Below are 18,884 nucleotides of genomic sequence, written 5' to 3'. Positions count from 1 at the left end.
ATAAACTTTAATCAAGGAGTAGTGTAAAATATTGTAACAAATTTCATTTTTTTACTTACATATTTATATTCAATTTCAATATTTAGCATCAAAATATTTGTAAGTATGATAATTATCATGATATATTGAAAAAACAAATCAAAAACGGAGTTTAAATCAATCAAAACTGAGGATCAGAATAACTCAGTATCAAAAAACAATCGATCATGATAACCTTAGCTAAATTGTTGCTCACATTTATCCTTTCCATCTTGGCGGTGCTTTTGTGAGCAACTCCCCGCCAAGGATTTCCAAGTGAAATCAAAAATTATTGTCCAACCTTTTAAATTTTAGACCTATGTTAACTTTCTTAGGAGTACTTGTTATTGTCATTGGTTTAAGCACGCTTGTCCTTAAACCCATTTTTAAAAATTCGAACTTGCTCAAATGGTTCAATACCCGAAAAAGCCTGCAAATTGTTTTGGTAGGTATTGTGTTGAGCGTTGTAACCGGCACTTTTTTCTATGCGGAACCAGGTACCGCCTATGCCGTGCAATACCCGTGGGGTGGTCAAAAAGCGGTTTTCCGACAGGGAATCCATACCAAAATGTGGGGCAGGCTTATCCCTATTCAGTTTGAACTTCCCATTAAATACGTGATTCCAAATGGTGAAGGGGAATTGGGAGAGCAGAGCGAATATGCCAATGTCGATAAAGCCAAATATTGGGCTTTCAGTGATGCGGTAAAAGCACGGATTGCCACTTCTGTGGTCATCAGTATCAATACCGAAGATGAGATACAATTCCTATCCGTTGCGGACAGGAACAAAACGGAGAAAAACCTGATTCGTTCACGGATCATTCCCAATATTGACCAGAGTATTAAAAATACCTGCAAACTAATGGATGCCCAGGACTATATTTCGGGGCAGGCCTCCGACTTTGATCGCTATTTTAAGGACCAACTGGAAAACGGAATGTATGTATTGGAAGAGTATGTGGCCAGTGAACCCCAGGAAATCATTGGAGACTCCGCAACAGTACGGACCGTTGTGAACAAAGAGAGCAAACAGAAACGTTTTCGAATAAAATTTAAGGATGGCCTCCCCGTGCGTGAGCGGGGCAACTCCCTTAAAGCCTATGGATTGACCGTTGTACAGGCCGTGGTTACCGAAATTGACTGGGAACAAACCTTTGATAAGCGCCTACAATTGCAAAAGGAAGAAGTGGCGCAGACACAGCTCGAAAAGCAACAGGCTGAGCGGGAGTTCTACCGCGCACAAAAGGAAAAGGCCCGTGGCGAGGCAGAAAAGGCTGCAGAACGCGCCCGATTGGAAAAGGAACAAATCCAGAAAACGATTGCTGCGGAAACCGAAGCAAAGGTTGCCGAATTCAACCTGGTCAAGGAGAAAAAGCAATTTGAAGTAGAAAAATTCAAGGCACAGAGCAAAAAGGTCGCGGCGGATGCCGAGGCCTATCAAAATGCCAAATTGGTCAATGCCGGTTTAACTCCCCAGGAACGTGCCGAGTGGGAGTACAAGACGGCAGTGGGTGTAGCCGGACAGCTGAAAAGCCTAAACCTACCTGAAATCTATATTGATGGAAATGGGGGCAAAACCAACGAGGGTAACTTATTGGAATCCCTGATTGGGGCGGAATTGGCCAAAAAGATGATAGAAAGCGATCAAAAGTGAAATTGCCCTTAAACCAAAGGCCCTGATGTGATAGTCAGGGCTTTTTTAGTAGATTGCAATCCACAATACAGCAAAATGAAATCACTCTTTAAGTTCCTGGCCAAACTCAACAAAGCACTACTTCCTTCCTTCACCAAACAACAATTGGATTTGGCCAAGGCAAAAAAATGGCAGTTGGCTGTTATTGGATGGCGTTATTACGTCACTAAAAATGCACTGGATCAATAGGTCAACAAGGATTTGATGGGATAGCCATTCAGTTTCTGTTCTCCTTGCAAAAAGCTTAAATGGATAATAAAATTACATTGTACCACAAGCCCTCCTAGATTCTCCACCAACCTACATACCGCCTCTGCGGTACCTCCCGTGGCCAAAACATCATCATGGACCAACACCTTTTCCCCCGGCTTTATGGCATCCAAATGAATTTCCAAGGTGTCCGTACCATATTCCAAGTCATAGGATTCTGAAAGCTTATCCGCAGGAAGCTTCCCCTTTTTCCTTATGGGCACAAAGCCGGCGTCCAATTTATACGCCAATAAAGGGGCAAAAATAAAACCCCTACTATCTACCCCCACAACCTTGTCCACCTCATGATTTCCCACAAAATCATAGAGTGTTTCCGAGGCTCTTTTAATTGCCGTTGCATCCTGTAGCAAAGGGGTAATATCCTTAAAAAGGATTCCAGGTTTCGGAAAGTCTTTTACATCACGTATATACGAATCAAAATCCATTGCTTTTAATTGATGGGTTTTGCCATAAATTTAAAAAGAAATATATTTGCACCCCTAATTATAACGGCCTCGTGGCGCAACTGAATAGCGCATCTGATTACGGCTCAGAAGGTTGCAGGTTTGAATCCTGCCGAGGTCACTTATAACAGAAAATCCATCACTGTAGTGATGGATTTTTGTTTTTATGGAGAACTTGAATCAAAGATTCTAAAGTTCGGAGTAAAAATAAAATTAATTGCATGGCAATTGGATTTTCTATTTTCAGGCGAGAACACAAAGGAAGTGCGCCAGCAAATCCTGCCGAGGTCACGAATAAATAGTTCAATAAGAAAAAACGCCAAGCTAGCTTGAGCGTTTTTTTGTTTGAATTATTTTCAAAGCGGAGCTTTGTCAGAATCACGAGTGAAACGAGTAATCCTGACATCGCTAAACAAAGCTTAGCTATGGCAGACGAGCCTGTAGAAGTCACTTTTAAGACAAAATTTACCAAAGCGAGACAATATTGTCTCGCTTTTTTTGTTGGTTATTCTTACTTTTATGTTTAATAAACATACCCTATTGGGTTTATACAATTGTTGTAAGCAATTATTTGAATTTTTATAATAAAATCACTTATATAAGAAGAAATTGATACAAAAAACTATTTTTACTCTAACTCTAATAGCTTTTTCTTTCAATATGAAAGGTCAATCTAACCCAATACATATTAAAAGTTCTCAAAATAATTTATTACATCTTAATAGTACAGATTCTGATTACTCTTGGCTAGGTTGGTCAAGAAATGAAAGTTTTAAAATAACAATGGGGATCAATAATTTGGATGATTTTTATATTGATAGAAGATATAACGATAGCTGGAATTCAAACACATTTGTTATTAAACGTAATAGTGGTAAAATTGGAATTGGAACATCTGACCCATCTAGCAATTTACATATAAAAAGTAATAGAGCCGAATTAAGTATTGAAAATACAAACTCAAGTGAATGGGCATTTATAAGGCTAAAAGGGCCTGAAATGAATTTTTGGGATATAGCACAATATGGGAATAATGATTATTTAGAATTTAGGCCTAAAGGAGGCAGCCCATCAGTTATTTTTAAACAAAGTGGAAATGTTGCCATATATGGTAAGTTGGAATCAAAAGAAATAAAAGTAACCCTTACTCCAACCGCTGATTTTGTATTTGAAAGTGATTATAATTTGCCTACTCTTGAATTCATTGAAAACTATATTAAAGAGAAAAAACATTTACCTAACATTGCTTCTGCAAAAGAAATGGAAAAAAATGGAGTGAATATAGGAGATTTTCAGATACAATTACTTCAAAAAATAGAAGAACTTACACTTTATACAATCCAACAACAAAAAGAAATTGAAAGATTGAGATCACTTGAAAAAAGATTAGCAGAAATCGAAAAACTACTCGAATCCAAAAAATAAAACATAAGAGAACTTCAACAAGCAATTTTCAAGATGTTTTGATCTTCAAAATACCTGTTAATATTATCTAAAGAATCAGTAGAAAAATTCGAACTCCGGATGCTCGGGGTCATGAGTGAAATGAGTAATCCTCCCTTCGCTAAGCAAGACTTTGCTCTGGAAGGCAAACATGTGGAGGTCATGAGTTGGACAAAATTGTCCATAAAGCCAGACAAATTTGTCTGGTTTATTTATTTTCATTTATCTAATTTTTTTATTAAGAAACAATTATCTATGATTTACAAATTATTTGAACAAATATCGCAGGATGTATGGTTTCGACTAAGGGACACAAGTAGAGCGAGTATTAGGCAGGGAGAAGAAACCATAACTGATATTATCTTATTGGAAATACTACGTTCTGGAAATAGGAATATAATAGTGATACAAACTCCAAAAATTAAAGAACCGGAAAAAGGAACTGATTGGGAATGGTGGATAGGAAATGAAAAGATGGGGTGGCTGCGTTATGCTGTTCAAGCTAAAAAAATAGACCCTAAGACCCTTAATTACAAGTCTTTAAACTATAAATCTGGTCAAAAACCAAATCAAAAAAGACAAGTAGATATTTTAAAAAGGTATGCCGAAAAAAATAATGCAATTCCTTTATATTCTTTTTACAATTACGTAAGAGTAAGAAATAACGACGATTTGCACTCCTTTTGGCATCAAAAAAAAGAAGAGTATCAGATAGAACAATTTGGTTGGACATGTAGTCCTATTGAGAATATTTTGAAGCTGTTGGATTCTAAAGTAAGAGGAAATAAAAAGTTTGAAAGCATACATTGCCATAAAAACACTTTTCCAATACGATATTTGATGCATTCTAAAAATGTTGAGAATTTACTTAATTCATGTAAGGAAAAAGGAGAAGATGTTGTTGGTTACCATAAATCGTTACCTCCTTTCTTTAAAAATACTGAGTTATTAATTGATAGAGATGAAGAAGAAGAAATGAAAAAAAGAGATAAAGAATATACATTAGGAATAGCTTACAGAACAATATCTGAAGACTCAATATTTATGAGTCCCAATAATTATGATAATAATATTGTCATTAAAAATGCACCTATTATATCTGAAGAATACTATGATAAACAACTAGGTCTATACCCTAAAAGGATTTTAAAAATTGATATAGGAGAAAAATAAAGCTAACAAGCAATTAATAAAGCAGGGATATCTTTTGAAAGCTCTCCAATTGATTTTAAATCCTGAACCAAAAAGTTTGAACCTTGAATGTTTAGGGTCACTTATAACAGAAAATCCATCACTGTAGTGATGGATTTTTGTTTTTATGGAGAACTTGAATCAAAGATTCTAAAGTTCGGAGTAAAAATAAAATCAATTGCATGGCAATTGGATTTTCTATTTTCAGGCGAGAACACAAAGGAAGTGCGCCAACAAATCCTGCCGAGGTCACGAATGGATCGAAAGCAAGCTAAAACAAATAGTTTGCTTTTTTGTTTTAGCGAGGTTTTGATTCTCAAGGCGGAGCCCTGCCTGTATTCTAAGGTTTATCCAAATTTTCAAGCTGCATATTTTGCTAAATTTACATATGGCTTGTCCCGCTTGACCACGGCAAAAGTTCGGCTTACTATTTTATTACGTATCACATTGATTGTTGACATTTTGGATTTACCGGCTTTCAACCTCCGCTGGTAATACATTTTTATCTCTGGATCATGCTGTAATGCGGTAGCTGCTGCTTGTGATAGCAAGGTTTTTATTGTTCGGTTTCCCAAGGTACTTATCCTGGTTTTGCCTTTTATACTCGTTCCTGATTGATGCTCAAAAGGCGCAATTCCGGCATAACAAGCAAATTGTCTCCAGGTTTTAAACGCTTTAAAGTTATCGGTTGCGGTGATTAGTGTTACCGCCAGGATTAAACCGACTCCCTTGATAGAGGTGATATGCTTAAAGGTTCGAGTGATTTCTTGATTTTGTTGGATCTGAGTTCTTATAAGTTTTTCGATCTGAAGGATTTCCTTGGTCAAAAATTGTATGATCTGTTGCGCAGAAACAAGTATGGGATCATCCGGGGATACCTGCAGCACTTTTTTTTGCTCGGTGATTTGGTTGAGGTGGGCTGTTCTTTGCCGTACAAGTTTAGCACGGTAAGTTAATAAGTTCTTCAGCTTTAATAATGATGTGGCCGGAAGTTGATAGGGGGTCAACTCCTTTTCGAACAAAAAGGCATAACGCGCAATAGCTTGTGCATCGACCTTGTCATTCTTTCCACGTTTAATACCCAGAGACCGCTTGAGTTCCAACCCAGAGATCACAAAATAGGTAAACTGATTTTGTTGCATAAATTCACAAAGTTTTAAGCTATAGATACCCGTGTGCTCAAAACAAAATACAGGTTCAGTTTCTTTCAATTGTCTTTTCGCCCAGGCTAATAATTTAGAGAACCCAGTGAGGGTATTATCAAATACTTTGTGCGCTTTGCCATGATAGAGGTATACATCGAGGGTACTTTTTGAAACGTCAATACCGATAAATTCTTTTTTCATTGTACATTTGAATTAGGTTAATGATTGCCAGGGGACTAAGACTCTTAATAGACCTTGATATCTAAAATTCCAACTGGTTCCGGGCAGTCTAAAAGTTAAGGATGGGACTAATACAGGCAATGGATCTTATCTAGCCGGCAAGAAAGTTCACCCATCCTTTTCTTTTTTAAGATACTTCGATTTAATAATACAAACCTAAGAGCCGGCAGGCAGGTTTGTCAGGATGTTAAAGCAGTGCGTAGAAAATCCTGTGGAGGTCACTGGGAAGAAGCTCCAAACTAATAAGAAACCTTGCAATCATAGATTTTGCAAGGTTTCGTTGTTTTCGGACCACCATTTAATCTGAATTGATTTGGTTTCAAACGTCAACAGGTGAATAAAATTGGTGTTGGTGGTCTTGAACTCGAAACCATGGTAATCTCTTAAGTTGAATGCGCTGGAGCCTTCACGCTCGTAGTTGAACTTGGCCAGCTGGTTCAATTTATAGCCCAACAGTTTCCGACTATTGATCAGTCCGCGCAGATTTTTAAAACTCCGGATACGGTCATCCAAGTTTATCATCGTATTGACAAACCACCTAAATCATCGAACCAGCAGCTTTTGCGCCATCCTATCTTTCCCGGTTCTAACCTCAAGGGTATACAGACCAGTGGGCAGGGCATGTTCCACGGTATAGGAATCGAACGTTCCTTCGACCTGTGATTCGTGGACAAGCCTTCCCGAGCTTCCAAAAATGCGAATGGATCTTATCGGTTCAGGCTGTGGGAGCACAATGGTGAACTCCCCATCCTCCCCTGGGTTGGGATAGATCCGCATTTTAACGATCTTATTGGTGGAATCTGAAATTGCCTCAAAATCGACGATGCGGTCCCTGTCCAGAGCGACAATCCCAAACGTTTCAGGTTCAAAACGATGGCCTTCCAGTTCCGGGACGATAAGACCGGACCATCCCATACTTTCCGTTGTCCCAAAATGACCGTCCATATCGGAGATTACATCCTTGGTAAAACCTTTTAAAAGGACACTTTCCATAGGGTTCCCCTCTTGATCGGTTACGGTACCTGAGATGGCAAACTCAATTGGAATGGCGATAGCGGTAAAATCGGCGTCCGTTCGATCCGAAGCAAGGTCCGGTATCACTATACGTTCAGGGACAAAAATATATCCCTGTAATTCTGGGAAGAGGGTGCTTGACCATCCAGCGGTTTCATTGGTACGATAGTTTCCATTGCCATCGGTACTGACCATACCACTAAAACCGTTTATGACAACGTTCGGAACGGGATTGCCCATGATGTCCATTACCGTTCCGGATATGGAAAACTCCATGGGATTCACTACTGCCATAAAGTCTACCGAGGCCAAGTCTGTCTTTAGGTCAGCAATCATTACATTTTCCGGGGAGAAGGTGTATCCGTCCAGTTCCGGTGAAATGCTGCCCGACCAGCCAATGGTCTGGGTAACAGTGTAGGTTCCGTCACTGTGCGTACTGACAATACTGCTAAAACCGTTTATGACAACGTTCGGAACAGGATTGCCCATTACATCCAGCACCCGTCCGGATATGGAAAATTCCATGGGATTCGCTACTGCCGTAAAGTCTATCGAGGCCCTGTCCGCCTGCAGGTCAGTAATCATTATACTTTCCGGGGAGAAGGTATGGCCCTGTAGCTTCGGTATCACCGTTCCAGTCCATCCTGCTTCCTCACTTGCGACAAAGACACCGTTGGCATCCGTGGAAATGGTATCGGTAAATCCCCCTAATAGGACATTGGGTAAAGGGTTCCCAGTTTCATCGACGATTCTTCCCGAAATGGTATAGCGTTCGATCAAAGGGGTACCGATAAAATCGATTCCATCTACAACGTTTTGTAGATTGGAGAGCGCCGTGTTCTCAGGAGAAAAGGTATACCCTGTCAATACGGGCACAACGGTTCCCGTCCATCCTGGGGTAACTTCCATGGTATAGAATCCTTGATTATCAGTGGAAACAGGTCGTTCGAAACCTGTGAGTTCCACCCCTGCAATTGGCGTTGCATCTTCTTTCAATATAGTCCCGGATACCAAAATCCCATTCTCCAGTATACGATAGGTGATGGTAAATTCCGTATTGAACTGAGGATTTGTAGACTCATGGACCAGTATACGCACCGTATCGGTATAACTGCTGTCCAAATTGATCGGCGAGGCATTGACTATCACCGTTCCATCCTCCTTCTCGAATTCAACAGCGATGTCCGATTGACTGATTACAGAGAATTCCAATTGGTCCAACTGTAGGTTGTCATCGCTCACATAAGGTGTAAGGTCCAACAGGGGGAAGTCTGTACTGCCCTTTACGATGACCTGTTCCGGTATGGGCAAAACTTGTGGTGATGTATTGGCGGGATCGTTGATGATAACAACTTCCCGGCTGCTACTGCCTCCTTCCCTGTCCTCGACTTCCAGAGTAAAGGTCACGCTAAAAAAGGTATTTCCACAGGATGTAGATAAGGCATTGATATCCTTTCTAGGGCCCCCATCACCAATGTTGACGCTTAATTCATGGGTCAAAAGTTCATCGGGGTTGTTGGGATGGATACGTATTGTAAGGTCCTCCATATCGTCGAAATCGTCAGAAACGAAGGGGTTCAAGAGTGCGATGGCACTGAAATAGAACGTCTCCGGACAGGTTGTCGCCCCTATATTGGGCAACGAGAAATCAAAATTCAAATAGATTGGGGGCACTGTTCCAATTTCGGGTGGAGCATTGGTCTCTTCCAATACGGTAATCGTGACCGTTTCCGTTGTAGTGTTCCCCTGTTCGTCCGTTACCCGCAGTTCCACCAGCTCGCTTCCGGACCAATCCGGGTCTGTGAGTATGATCTCCCTGCGCTCTATCCCGATGAAGGGAAGTTCCAAAAAGGAAAATCGGGTGGAACCTGAAATATCCCATACCAGGTCCTGTCCATTGGTATAATCATCGGTAGCATTGAAGGTAAAAAAAGGGATGTTGTCCTTTCTGAATTTTAGATTCTCAGCGAACAATAGGGGTGCACCATTGGTACCGATGACTCGGATTTCCTCACTTTCCAGTTCAAGGCCCAGCAGATCGGAATGGGTGACCTTGCAAAAGAACACGCCCCCGTCAGTGCTTGGGTCAAAGTCGTTCAATGTCCAGGAATTGCCCTGGCCCAAAAAATCTGCAGAAAGTTTTCCGTTGACCGAGTTGGACCTGTACCAATTCACTTGAGCCCCGGCCAGAGGGGTGTAGTCGTCTACCGTTATGACAATGTCCGTGCCTGCCTCCGGTATCATGATAGTGTTGGAACCTATCAACTGTTGGGGATTGAATTCCAAATCGGTACCGGCCAAAGCCAAGGCCGGATAGAGGGTATGGATGTCCTTCAGCTCGAACCGGTTCCCCGGTATATGCAGCCGTTGGGGCACCTGGCCCCCTGGGCCCAACAAGATTTCTCCCGACAGATCGTTATCGGACAAATCGATCAATGTGCTGGTAACGGTGAACAACTGGGAAGGGATGTTTCCCGTTATTTGGTTATTGCTGCCATTGATGCCCCGTAATGCGGGCAGATCCAGGATAGAGGATGGAAAAACGGTAAATAGGTTATGGTTGAAACGAATGTCCACCAGATTTTCCAACTGACCCAATTCGGTGGGCAGTTCAGTCAATTTGTTGAAGGCGACATCCAATAGGAGCAATGAACGAATGCTTCCGACCACGGGCGGTAGGGTATTGAATTCATTGCGCAGCATGCGCAGTTCCTGGAGAGAGACCAAATCGGCCATGGCATCGGGCAAGGACGAAAGCTTGCATTGGTCCACGTTCAAGATACGCAGATTGGTCAATTGGCCAATGGTTTCGGGCAGTTCAGTAATGGGGCAGAAATCCAGTCTTAAGATCTCAAGGCTTACCAGATTGTCCAGTGCTACTTCTTCCAGGTCATAGTTTTGGGTCAACGAGAGGGTATTTAGATTTGTGAGACCGGACAAGTTGGGAAGCGATGTAAAACGGTTCCTGTCCATGAACAGCAATTCAAGGTTCCCAAGGTTGTTGATTTCCGGTGGTAAAACCGACAGTTCGTTATCAGACAGATGTAGGACCTTGAGCTGTGTGAGTTCTCCAATTTCCGAAGTGACCCGTTCAAGTCCAAAACTGTTTATATACAGTTCTTCCAGTTCATCCAAATCTTTGAGCACGGTAATTGCCATGGGCATACTTTCAGCCGTAAAGGAACCGTTGCCCATTAACGAGACTCCCGTTACCCTGCCATTGGCTAAAGGTTCCCAAAAAATTCCGTTCCATTGTCGTGCAGGTGTGGTATCGTCCCATTGGCTTGGCCATCCCTCAGCCCGGAGCCGATTGTGGAATTCCAGGACCACCAAGGAATCCTGGGGGTTTACGGACAGCACCTGGCCAAAATTATGCATGGTACACAATAGCGAAAGGAGGAACACGATACCTTTAGGAAAGTAGCTGTATTTCATGGTCAAGTAGGTTAGGTTGCCATAAGACTTTGGAACTTTTGAAATTATTTCAAACACATACTTTACGTAGGTTTTATTCAAACAATTTCAAAAGGTATTTATTTTGTTCAAATCGTTAATATTTATGGAAATTTCTGTAACACAAAAGATGCCATTTCCATGCTTAGGTTGCTTTCAAAAAAGAGTTTTTGTAGGTTTTTTCACCGAAGCAGTAGCTTTATTCATTCCAAAATAGGTTTTGTTTTAAAATTTAGGACTCTTACTTTGGAAATGAAAGTCAAATGACTTCAATTACAATTAAATAGACCTTCAACAAATTGGTCAACATATTTTTGTTAGGTTAAAAAATCCTTTAAAATATAGCACTTCAGAAACTAGGACCAAATCCTGCCGAAGTCATTTAAAGGGTAAACCCCGTATGGAGGAACGAATTCGTCCTAATACAATCCAAATTGGGACCTCGCTATAGATTCGCTTGGATTTCCCTTATAGGACGAAAGACCAAATCAGGGTAAATCTTATCTTTTGCCCCGTACTGCAGCTTCCCGAACAGCTGCAAAGAAGCAAAACCATCAAATGGATTTTGGTTGACAGTCCGTATTCAAGGAGATTGACAACATCAAATTTCTGTTGCCATTACAAAACCGAAATACAGATTTATCCAAAGATTTTTGAAAGATGGCTTTTTGTATGGATTGGGGGGCGCCTTCAACTGGTGTTCCATAGTTTTATGAAAACAGGGCAAAATAGAAAAACTGTCGGTATTTTTTTGCATAAAGCTTGCCCCAAACGCTAAGTTTAGAATACCAAAAATGAATACGGGTATATGGAATTTTGATATGTATCCGAATAACCATGATATAAATTTACAATTTATTTACATTAAATTTACATTATTTTAATATTTTTTGTTTCTGTTTTTGATTTTACCCAAACATCAAAAGGCTCCACACCTCTTAAAAAGACCAAGAATGGGTAAAGAACAAAAATGTTCAACCTTTTTATGGAAAATGAACACGTTTGCTTACTTAATTCCATTCCACATGCCGGGAAAAATCATAATTATTGTAGTTACTTGTACCCGAAATGCATGGTAAACGAAAATGGACAGTAAAGTCATAACCACAGGACTCGGGGACATTGAATACCGCTCAATCGGAAGGGGAATCCCAGTGGTATTTGTACACGGAGGACATTCAAACTGTAAGGAGGCGCTTTGCCATAAAGGTTTCGATTTGGAAAAGTTTCAATTGATTGTCCCATCCCGTCCTGGATACGGAAGAACTCCACTAATTGGTAATGGAACCCCACGGAAATCCGCAGAGCTGATTGCAGAATTACTGGATTTTTTGTCGGTTGAACCGATAGTTGTTTATGGTATTTCCGCAGGCGGACCTACCGCAATTGCGTTGGCCGCCAACTACCCCAGCAGGGTACGTAAATTGGTTTTGGCTTCCGCGGTTTCAAAAAAATGGCTTGAAAAAAATGAGAGGACGTATAAAACGGCACACGTTATATTTCACCCCAAAATTGAAAAATTGACCTGGGGGATGGTACGGCTCTTTTCAAAGCTATTTCCCAGGGCGATGGCCAGAAGCTTTTACCCCCAGTTTTCCAAAAATCCCATTGGAAGATTCGAAAAACAAGCTATTCAAGAATTGATTTTTGCCCTAAGCCATTACAATTCTGGACAGGGCTTTTTAAATGATATCCGCCATAACCTTAACGCTAACGTAATCGCCAAAGTCAAATGCCCCACACTTGTGATCCATAGTGAAAATGACAATTCCGTCCCTTTATCCCATGCCGAACACGCACATGAAATGATTGCCGATTCAAGACTTGAAATCCTTAAAAATACATGGGGGCATCTGTTCTGGATCGGAGTCGATTCCGAGGAATCCATTGCAAAGACGATAAAATTTATTGACGGATAAGGTAGCTGCAAGTCCCAATGAATAGATCTATCGCATTGGAGGAACTAAGTGGTTGATAAAACCAGTCGGAATAAGGTCCAAAGCCAAGAATCCCAGTACTACCCCCTAACCTAGGTTGCCGGTTGGATGGCTATTGAAATCCGCACGTTGACCAACATATGGCACGAGCACTGGCATCAGTATTGCTATGCCTTCAAAAGCCAGTTCCTTTCTTTATCCAACGGCAATCATCGGACGTATTGGACCATTTTATTTTTGTTAAATAATTCACAAAGCTATTCTGACTTACAATTATTTTTTAATTTTGACCGATCGTTCAATTTTAAAAAATGAGTCCACGAACAGAAGAGCAATTAGCTGCACATAGAAAGGCAAAGCGGGAACATATTGTTTCCGAAGCATTGAACTTATTTGCCACAAGAGGTTATTTCAATACCTCAATAAGTGATATTGCCAAGGAAGTAAAGATGTCTAAAGGCCTTCTTTACAGCTATTTTGAAAACAAGGAGGAATTACTGAACGCAGCCATTGACTTTGTCTTGAAAGAGGCCACGGATCTCAACTTATCCGAAGATCGATTAAAAGACCTTAATCCTGAAGAAATTATCAGGGAAGTGATTGAGGGATTCTTTACCGTGCTGGAAGAAAAGAAGGAATTGTGGGGCCTAATCGTTTCCCTGGCCATACATGTGGCATCCATTCCGTCCGTTCATCAAACCATTTCCACTATCTACAAAGATCTGGCCCAGCAACTACAGGAACTTTTCATTGCGATGGGTCATCCGGATCCGGAAAATGAAGCTTTCAAACTTGGGGCATTGATTGATGGGATAGGCATTCAATACATGGTTTTTGGTGACAGTTATCCCCTGAAAAAAATCAAGGAAAACATTATTAATGGTTATATGAACCAAAAAAGTGAAGAGCAATGAAATTAAAGATAGTAGTCGTTTTTATGGTGATGACATCCATTTCATTCGGTCAAAGTGCTGATGAAATTGTCAAAACATCCGATGACAAATTAAGGGGAACGTCTTCCTATACGGAACTGACCATTGATATCATTCGGCCAAAATGGTCCAAAGAGATGAAAATGAAGGGATGGACCAGGGGCTCGGACCATTCCGTTTCCGTTATAACAAGTCCAGCAAAGGAAAAGGGTACCGTATTTCTAATGCGGGAAAAGGAGGTTTGGAATTATCTTCTTACCCTGGAAAGGACCATAAAGTTTCCGCCCTCCATGATGCTGCAAAATTGGATGGGAACGGACCTGACCAATGATGATTTGATCAAACAATCTTCCTTGGTAACCGATTACACCAAAAAAATCATTGGTGAAGAAGTGAAGGAAGGTTACCCCTCTTGGAAAATTGAACTGACCCCAAAACCCAATGCCGCCGTTGTTTGGGGAAAGATTATCATCTGGATCGACAAAAAAGAGTACATGCAGATGCAAACGGATTATTATGACGAGGATCTTTTTTTAGTGAACCAAATGGTAGGATCCCAGGTCAAGACGTTTGATGGTAAGCTACTCCCTTCAAAACTGACCGTTAAGCCCGTGGACAAACCGGGGCAATCTACCGTGATTACATATAACCAGTGGAAGTTTGATATGGACATCCCTGATGAATACTTCACCACAAATTACATGAAGCGTATCCACTAATCCTTAAATGGTAAACCAGTGATTCTAAAAATTGCCTGGCGAAATATTTGGCGAAATAAAAAAAGAAGTGTCATTACGACTGCTTCCATCTTAATTGCCGTATTCCTTTCCCTAATGATGCGTTCTGTACAATTGGGAACTTATAAAAGCATGATAGACAATGTAGTAGGTTCTTATACAGGATATATCCAAATACATGAAAATGGGTACTGGGACAAACGTTCCATCGATAAGGCCATAGTCATGACCGATAGTTTGATCACTAAAGTGTTGAACACAAAAGGTGTAGAGGCCTTGTTGCCCCGATTGGAAAATTATGGATTGCTATCCGTAGGGGATCTCACTAAGGTCATAGGATTAAGCGGATTGAATTTTGAACAAGAGCAAAAGCTACAGGATATTGAGGCAAAGCTGGTAATGGGCACACTTCCCCAAAATTCAAAGGATATCATTTTGGGGAAAGGGGTGGCGTCCTATTTTAAAGCAGGTATAAATGACACCGTTGTGTTCATGGGACAAGGCTACCACGGTATGTTGGCTGCGGATAAATTTCGTGTTTCAGGTATCATAGACCTTAAAAATCCAACATTGAACAAGGCCACGGCATTACTGTCCCTGCAAGATGCCCAGGATCTTTTTAGTGCCAATGGAATAGCCACCAGCCTTGTCATCGATAAGAAAAACAATGCCCGTCTAAGGTCCGTACAAGAGGCTATCTCAGGTAAGTTGGACGACAACTTTGAAATCATGAACTGGCAAGAAATGATGCCCGAACTGCAACAAACCATTTTGGCCGATAGTATAGGTGGATTGTTGATGGTGGGCATCCTTTACATGATTCTCATTTTCGGAATTTTTGGTACGGTGCTCATGATGACCCAAGAGCGAAAATATGAATTTGGCGTGTTGGTCTCCATAGGTATGAAAAAAGGGAAACTCATGCTCATGGTATTTATGGAGACCATCATTTTGTCCCTATTGGGTGTACTGGCCGGCGTGCTTTTCGCCTATCCCATCATGTTATGGAAACATTACGATCCCCTGGTATTACCGGGCACGGAAGCCGAAATGATGGAAACCTTTGGTTTTAGTGCTGAAATCCCTTTTTACATACAGCCCGATCTTCCATTGGTCCATGCATCCCTTATTTTTTCCATTGCCCTGCTCGTATCCCTTTACCCTATTACGATCATCAAAAAACTGAGACCACTTGAAGCCATGAGGGGCTAAACCTGTACAATAATGAAAACATTACTACGAATAGCATGGAGGAACGTTTGGAGAAATAAACTCCGAAGCGGTATTGTCATAGTTTCCATAGTTTTAGGCATCTGGTCCGGACTATTTATCATGGCCATGACAGCAGGATTGAACGAACAACGTTTAAAGAGTTCCATCGATACCTTTCTTTCCCATATCCAAATACACAATGCCGGTTTTCTCGAGAATTTTGATAAAAAGGATACCATTGCGGGCAGTAAGACCTTATTTCGGCAAATGGATACCATGGCGCAGGTAACCGCATATTCAAAGCGTTTGGTATTACAAGGAATGGCATCTACGGCCCATGGTAATTATGGCGTGAAAATCATGGGGGTATTTCCACAAGAAGAAAAAAACGTCACGGATATTTCCAAAAGATTGGTACAGGGGACCTACTTGCACCAACTAAAGAGAAATCCAATTGTAATCGGCGAAAAACTGGCCAGTAAGTTAGGGGCAAAAGTCAACTCAAAAGTTGTGCTCAACTTTCAGGATTCCAGTAACAATACCATAGCCACCAGTTTTAGGATAGAAGGCATCTTTAAAACGGTAAATAGCTCATTTGACGAGGGAAACGTATTTGTAAAATATGAGGACCTGGCCCCTTTGGTCGGTTTAAGTGGCAACTACCATGAAATTGCCATTCTGTGCGATAATATCAACGAGACCGTACCGGTCAAAAATCAAATCACCACAAATAATTTGGTAGAAAGTTGGGACGAGCTGGCCCCGGAACTGGGTTATGCCCAAAAGACCATGAGCAACTTCATCTACATCTTTATGGGTATCATTTTGCTGGCCCTGACATTTGGAATTGTCAATACCATGCTCATGGCGGTTTTGGAACGAAAAAGGGAAATAGGGATGTTGCTTTCCGTTGGTATGGACAGGCGAAAAGTATTTGCCATGATCATTCTGGAAACGCTCTTTCTCGCGCTCATAGCAGCACCCCTGGGGGTTATATTGTCCCTTTGGACCATAGCGTATTTTGGTACGCACGGTATTGATCTTTCTGCCGTGGGCAAGGGATTGGAAAGCTTTGGGATGGGTTCCAGGGTACACACAAAACTACCATCCGTGCTGTATTTGAACATCACTTTAATGACCCTTGCCGTGACATTGATAGCAGCCGTGGTTCCGGCAAGAAGGGCGGTGAAACTAAATCCAGCGGAAGCCGTGAAAGCGATTTAAAAAAGAGATATATCTGAATTATTATTTAAAGACGAACAAAATGAACGTTATACAAACAGAAAATCTGACAAAGGTCTACAATGAAGGTAAGGGAAATGAAGTACGGGCATTGAATGGTTTGTCCCTGACCATTGCCAAAGGCGAATTTACCGCCATTGTCGGCCCTTCTGGCTCCGGAAAAAGTACGTTGCTCAATATTATCGGTGGTTTGGACCAGCCCCATTCAGGAAATGTACTCGTAAATGAAGTTGACATCATTGGGTTGAAAGAAAATGAACGGATTAATTTTAGATTACAGCATATAGGTTTTGTGTTTCAGGCCTACAATTTAATTCCTGTGCTCAACGCAAAAGAGAATATCGGCTTTATTATGCTTTTGCAACATGAACCACAAGAAGCGATCGATAAACGCGTCGCTGAGTTACTTAAATCGGTGGGCTTGGAAAATCAGGCCTTAAAACGCCCCGCTGAAATGAGCGGGGGCCAGCAACAGCGAATAGCCGTGGCCAGGGCATTGGCATCCCGACCCAAATTCGTTCTGGCAGATGAACCAACGGCCAATTTGGATTCAAAATCCACATCGGACCTTTTGGACATTATGGAACAGCTCAACGAAAAAGAGGGGATCACCTTCATTTTCTCCACACATGATCAAAGGGTCATTGACCGGGCCCGTCGAGTGGTTACCCTGGAAGACGGTAAAATCATAGCAGACATCTTACAATCAAATTGAGACCAAAAAAGCACATAGTATCCCATATTCTAGGTTTTGCATTGGTCATCAACTTGGCGGCGCAGGACACACAAAACTGGGTTTCTGACCACTTGAATGTATCCGGTTATGTTAAATTTTTGAACACCTCCAGTTTCATTTCGTTGGATAGCATTGCCAACGATAACCTCATCCATAACCGGACGAATATTAGGTTGTATGCCAATGATGATCTGACCTTGGGCCTCGAATTGCGCAACAGGGTATTTTGGGGTACTTCGGTCAGGTCCTTTCCAAACTTTGTCCAATCCGTGAAGAATCCCAACCAGGATATCAACCTTGATGCCCTGTTGATTCATGAACCGGCAATACTTATGCTTTCGACAATAGATCGCCTATACGTGGATTATCACAAAGAAAAATGGCAGTTGGTCGTGGGGCGTCAACGTATAAATTGGGGAAAGAATTTGGTTTGGAACCCCAACGATCTTTTCAATGCCTATAATTTTTTGGATTTTGATTATGAAGAACGCCCGGGAGCAGATGCGTTAAGGGCAAAGTATTTTACCTCAGGGGATTCCAGTTTTGAATTTGCCATCAGTTATGCAAAGGTATGGAGGGAAAACACGGTGGCCCTTAAATACAACTTCAATAAACACCAGTACGACTTTCAACTCATAGCAGCCAAGTTTTTGAACGACCTTACGCTGGGAATAGGATGGGAAGGAGTTATTAAGGACGTAGGTTTTAAAGGGGAGCTAAGCTATTTTATGCCGAATGACCGTTCTGAGGGGGACAATGCCCTTGTTGGATCCATTTCATTTGATTATTACTTCGCCAATGACATGTCCATCAATATCTCAACACTTTATAATAGCGATGGAGCGGGCGATGTTGACTTTTTTGGGGATTCCCTGATGAACAATGCTACGATTGATGCCAAAAACCTAATGCCAAACAAATGGTCCTTATTTGGTCAGTTTTCCAAGACCTTTACGCCTGCCATTACGGGGTCGATGGCCTCTATCTATGCCGTGGATCTGAACTCCGTTTTCCTTACGCCACAATTCACCTATAACATTTCCCAAAACTGGGACTTTGATGTTACGGGTCAAATTTTCTATGGGAAACAGGAGGATGAATTTAAAAATCTGGGAAACAGCATATTCCTGAGATTCAGATATAGCTTTTAAAAAAGTGAAAACAAACCCAAAATGCAC

The 18,884-nt window shown here is 41.3% G+C and carries 16 protein-coding genes and 1 tRNA gene; 12 read left to right on the top strand and 5 right to left on the bottom strand.

Annotated features, from left to right (window positions below; translation table 11 throughout):
• Positions 1 to 337: 337 nt before the first annotated feature.
• On the top strand, positions 338 to 1,672 hold the full coding sequence (locus L0P88_RS16295; RefSeq protein WP_247130989.1) for a cell envelope integrity protein TolA: 1,335 nt from the start codon (positions 338 to 340) through the stop codon (positions 1,670 to 1,672).
• 75 nt (positions 1,673 to 1,747) lie between these two features.
• Positions 1,748 to 1,900: an SsrA-binding protein gene (locus L0P88_RS16290; RefSeq protein ID WP_158779837.1), complete on the top strand. Its 153-nt coding sequence runs from the start codon at positions 1,748 to 1,750 to the stop codon at positions 1,898 to 1,900.
• On the opposite strand, the gene L0P88_RS16285 is transcribed toward L0P88_RS16290, so the two are convergent.
• Positions 1,894 to 2,406 (bottom strand): adenine phosphoribosyltransferase, encoded by a 513-nt coding sequence (locus L0P88_RS16285; RefSeq protein WP_247130988.1) that lies wholly within the window; start codon positions 2,404 to 2,406, stop codon positions 1,894 to 1,896. The two genes, L0P88_RS16290 and L0P88_RS16285, sit on opposite strands and share 7 nt — an antisense overlap.
• 65 nt (positions 2,407 to 2,471) lie before the next feature.
• Between L0P88_RS16285 and L0P88_RS16280 the strand changes: the two genes are divergently transcribed.
• Positions 2,472 to 2,545 (top strand) — tRNA-Arg (locus L0P88_RS16280).
• Positions 2,546 to 2,563: 18 nt separating this feature from the next.
• On the opposite strand, the gene L0P88_RS16275 is transcribed toward L0P88_RS16280, so the two are convergent.
• On the bottom strand, positions 2,564 to 2,875 hold the full coding sequence (locus L0P88_RS16275; RefSeq protein ID WP_247130987.1) for a hypothetical protein: 312 nt from the start codon (positions 2,873 to 2,875) through the stop codon (positions 2,564 to 2,566).
• 209 nt (positions 2,876 to 3,084) lie between these two features.
• Between L0P88_RS16275 and L0P88_RS16270 the strand changes: the two genes are divergently transcribed.
• Both L0P88_RS16270 and L0P88_RS16265 read left to right on the top strand, forming a co-directional pair.
• A complete protein-coding gene (locus tag L0P88_RS16270) occupies positions 3,085 to 3,849 on the top strand; it encodes a hypothetical protein (protein WP_247130986.1) in 765 nt (254 codons plus the stop codon).
• A 111-nt stretch (positions 3,850 to 3,960) separates the two neighbouring features.
• Complete coding sequence (locus L0P88_RS16265) at positions 3,961 to 5,040, top strand: DUF6615 family protein (protein WP_247130985.1); 1,080 nt, start codon at positions 3,961 to 3,963, stop codon at positions 5,038 to 5,040.
• Positions 5,041 to 5,417: 377 nt separating this feature from the next.
• Here the strand turns inward: L0P88_RS16265 and L0P88_RS16260 are convergent, their stop codons facing one another.
• The 3 genes from L0P88_RS16260 to L0P88_RS16250 all read right to left on the bottom strand — a co-directional run bounded on the left by L0P88_RS16260 (position 5,418) and on the right by L0P88_RS16250 (position 10,892).
• Positions 5,418 to 6,404, bottom strand: a complete 987-nt coding sequence (locus tag L0P88_RS16260) for an IS110 family transposase (protein WP_247130984.1) — start codon at positions 6,402 to 6,404, stop codon at positions 5,418 to 5,420.
• Between the two features lie 297 nt (positions 6,405 to 6,701).
• On the bottom strand, positions 6,702 to 6,965 hold the full coding sequence (locus tag L0P88_RS16255; protein ID WP_247130983.1) for a hypothetical protein: 264 nt from the start codon (positions 6,963 to 6,965) through the stop codon (positions 6,702 to 6,704).
• 21 nt (positions 6,966 to 6,986) lie between these two features.
• Complete coding sequence (locus L0P88_RS16250) at positions 6,987 to 10,892, bottom strand: T9SS type A sorting domain-containing protein (protein ID WP_247130982.1); 3,906 nt, start codon at positions 10,890 to 10,892, stop codon at positions 6,987 to 6,989.
• Between the two features lie 1,103 nt (positions 10,893 to 11,995).
• Between L0P88_RS16250 and L0P88_RS16245 the strand changes: the two genes are divergently transcribed.
• The 7 genes from L0P88_RS16245 (at position 11,996) to L0P88_RS16215 (ending at position 18,857) form a co-directional block, all read left to right on the top strand.
• Positions 11,996 to 12,829, top strand: a complete 834-nt coding sequence (locus L0P88_RS16245) for an alpha/beta fold hydrolase (protein ID WP_247130981.1) — start codon at positions 11,996 to 11,998, stop codon at positions 12,827 to 12,829.
• A 329-nt stretch (positions 12,830 to 13,158) separates the two neighbouring features.
• Positions 13,159 to 13,761 carry a TetR/AcrR family transcriptional regulator gene (locus tag L0P88_RS16240; protein ID WP_247130980.1) on the top strand — a complete coding sequence of 201 codons (603 nt, stop codon included), beginning with the start codon at positions 13,159 to 13,161 and terminating at the stop codon, positions 13,759 to 13,761.
• A complete protein-coding gene (locus L0P88_RS16235; RefSeq protein WP_247130979.1) occupies positions 13,758 to 14,498 on the top strand; it encodes an outer membrane lipoprotein-sorting protein in 741 nt (246 codons plus the stop codon). Before L0P88_RS16240 ends, L0P88_RS16235 begins: the two co-directional genes overlap by 4 nt.
• 18 nt (positions 14,499 to 14,516) lie before the next feature.
• A complete protein-coding gene (locus tag L0P88_RS16230) occupies positions 14,517 to 15,728 on the top strand; it encodes an ABC transporter permease (RefSeq protein WP_247130978.1) in 1,212 nt (403 codons plus the stop codon).
• Positions 15,729 to 15,740: 12 nt separating this feature from the next.
• Positions 15,741 to 16,952, top strand: a complete 1,212-nt coding sequence (locus tag L0P88_RS16225; RefSeq protein ID WP_247130977.1) for an ABC transporter permease — start codon at positions 15,741 to 15,743, stop codon at positions 16,950 to 16,952.
• Positions 16,953 to 16,992: 40 nt separating this feature from the next.
• The gene (locus L0P88_RS16220) at positions 16,993 to 17,685 is read left to right on the top strand and encodes an ABC transporter ATP-binding protein (RefSeq protein WP_247130976.1); all 693 of its coding nucleotides are present in this window, start codon (positions 16,993 to 16,995) and stop codon (positions 17,683 to 17,685) included.
• Positions 17,682 to 18,857: a hypothetical protein gene (locus tag L0P88_RS16215; RefSeq protein WP_247130975.1), complete on the top strand. Its 1,176-nt coding sequence runs from the start codon at positions 17,682 to 17,684 to the stop codon at positions 18,855 to 18,857. Before L0P88_RS16220 ends, L0P88_RS16215 begins: the two co-directional genes overlap by 4 nt.
• The last annotated feature ends 27 nt before the right edge of the window (positions 18,858 to 18,884 follow it).

It is taken from the genome of Muricauda sp. SCSIO 64092, assembly GCF_023016285.1.
Taxonomy (GTDB): domain Bacteria; phylum Bacteroidota; class Bacteroidia; order Flavobacteriales; family Flavobacteriaceae; genus Croceivirga.
The sequence above is the reverse complement of the archived record's forward strand: the minus strand, read 5'-3'. Positions and strand labels throughout refer to the sequence as shown.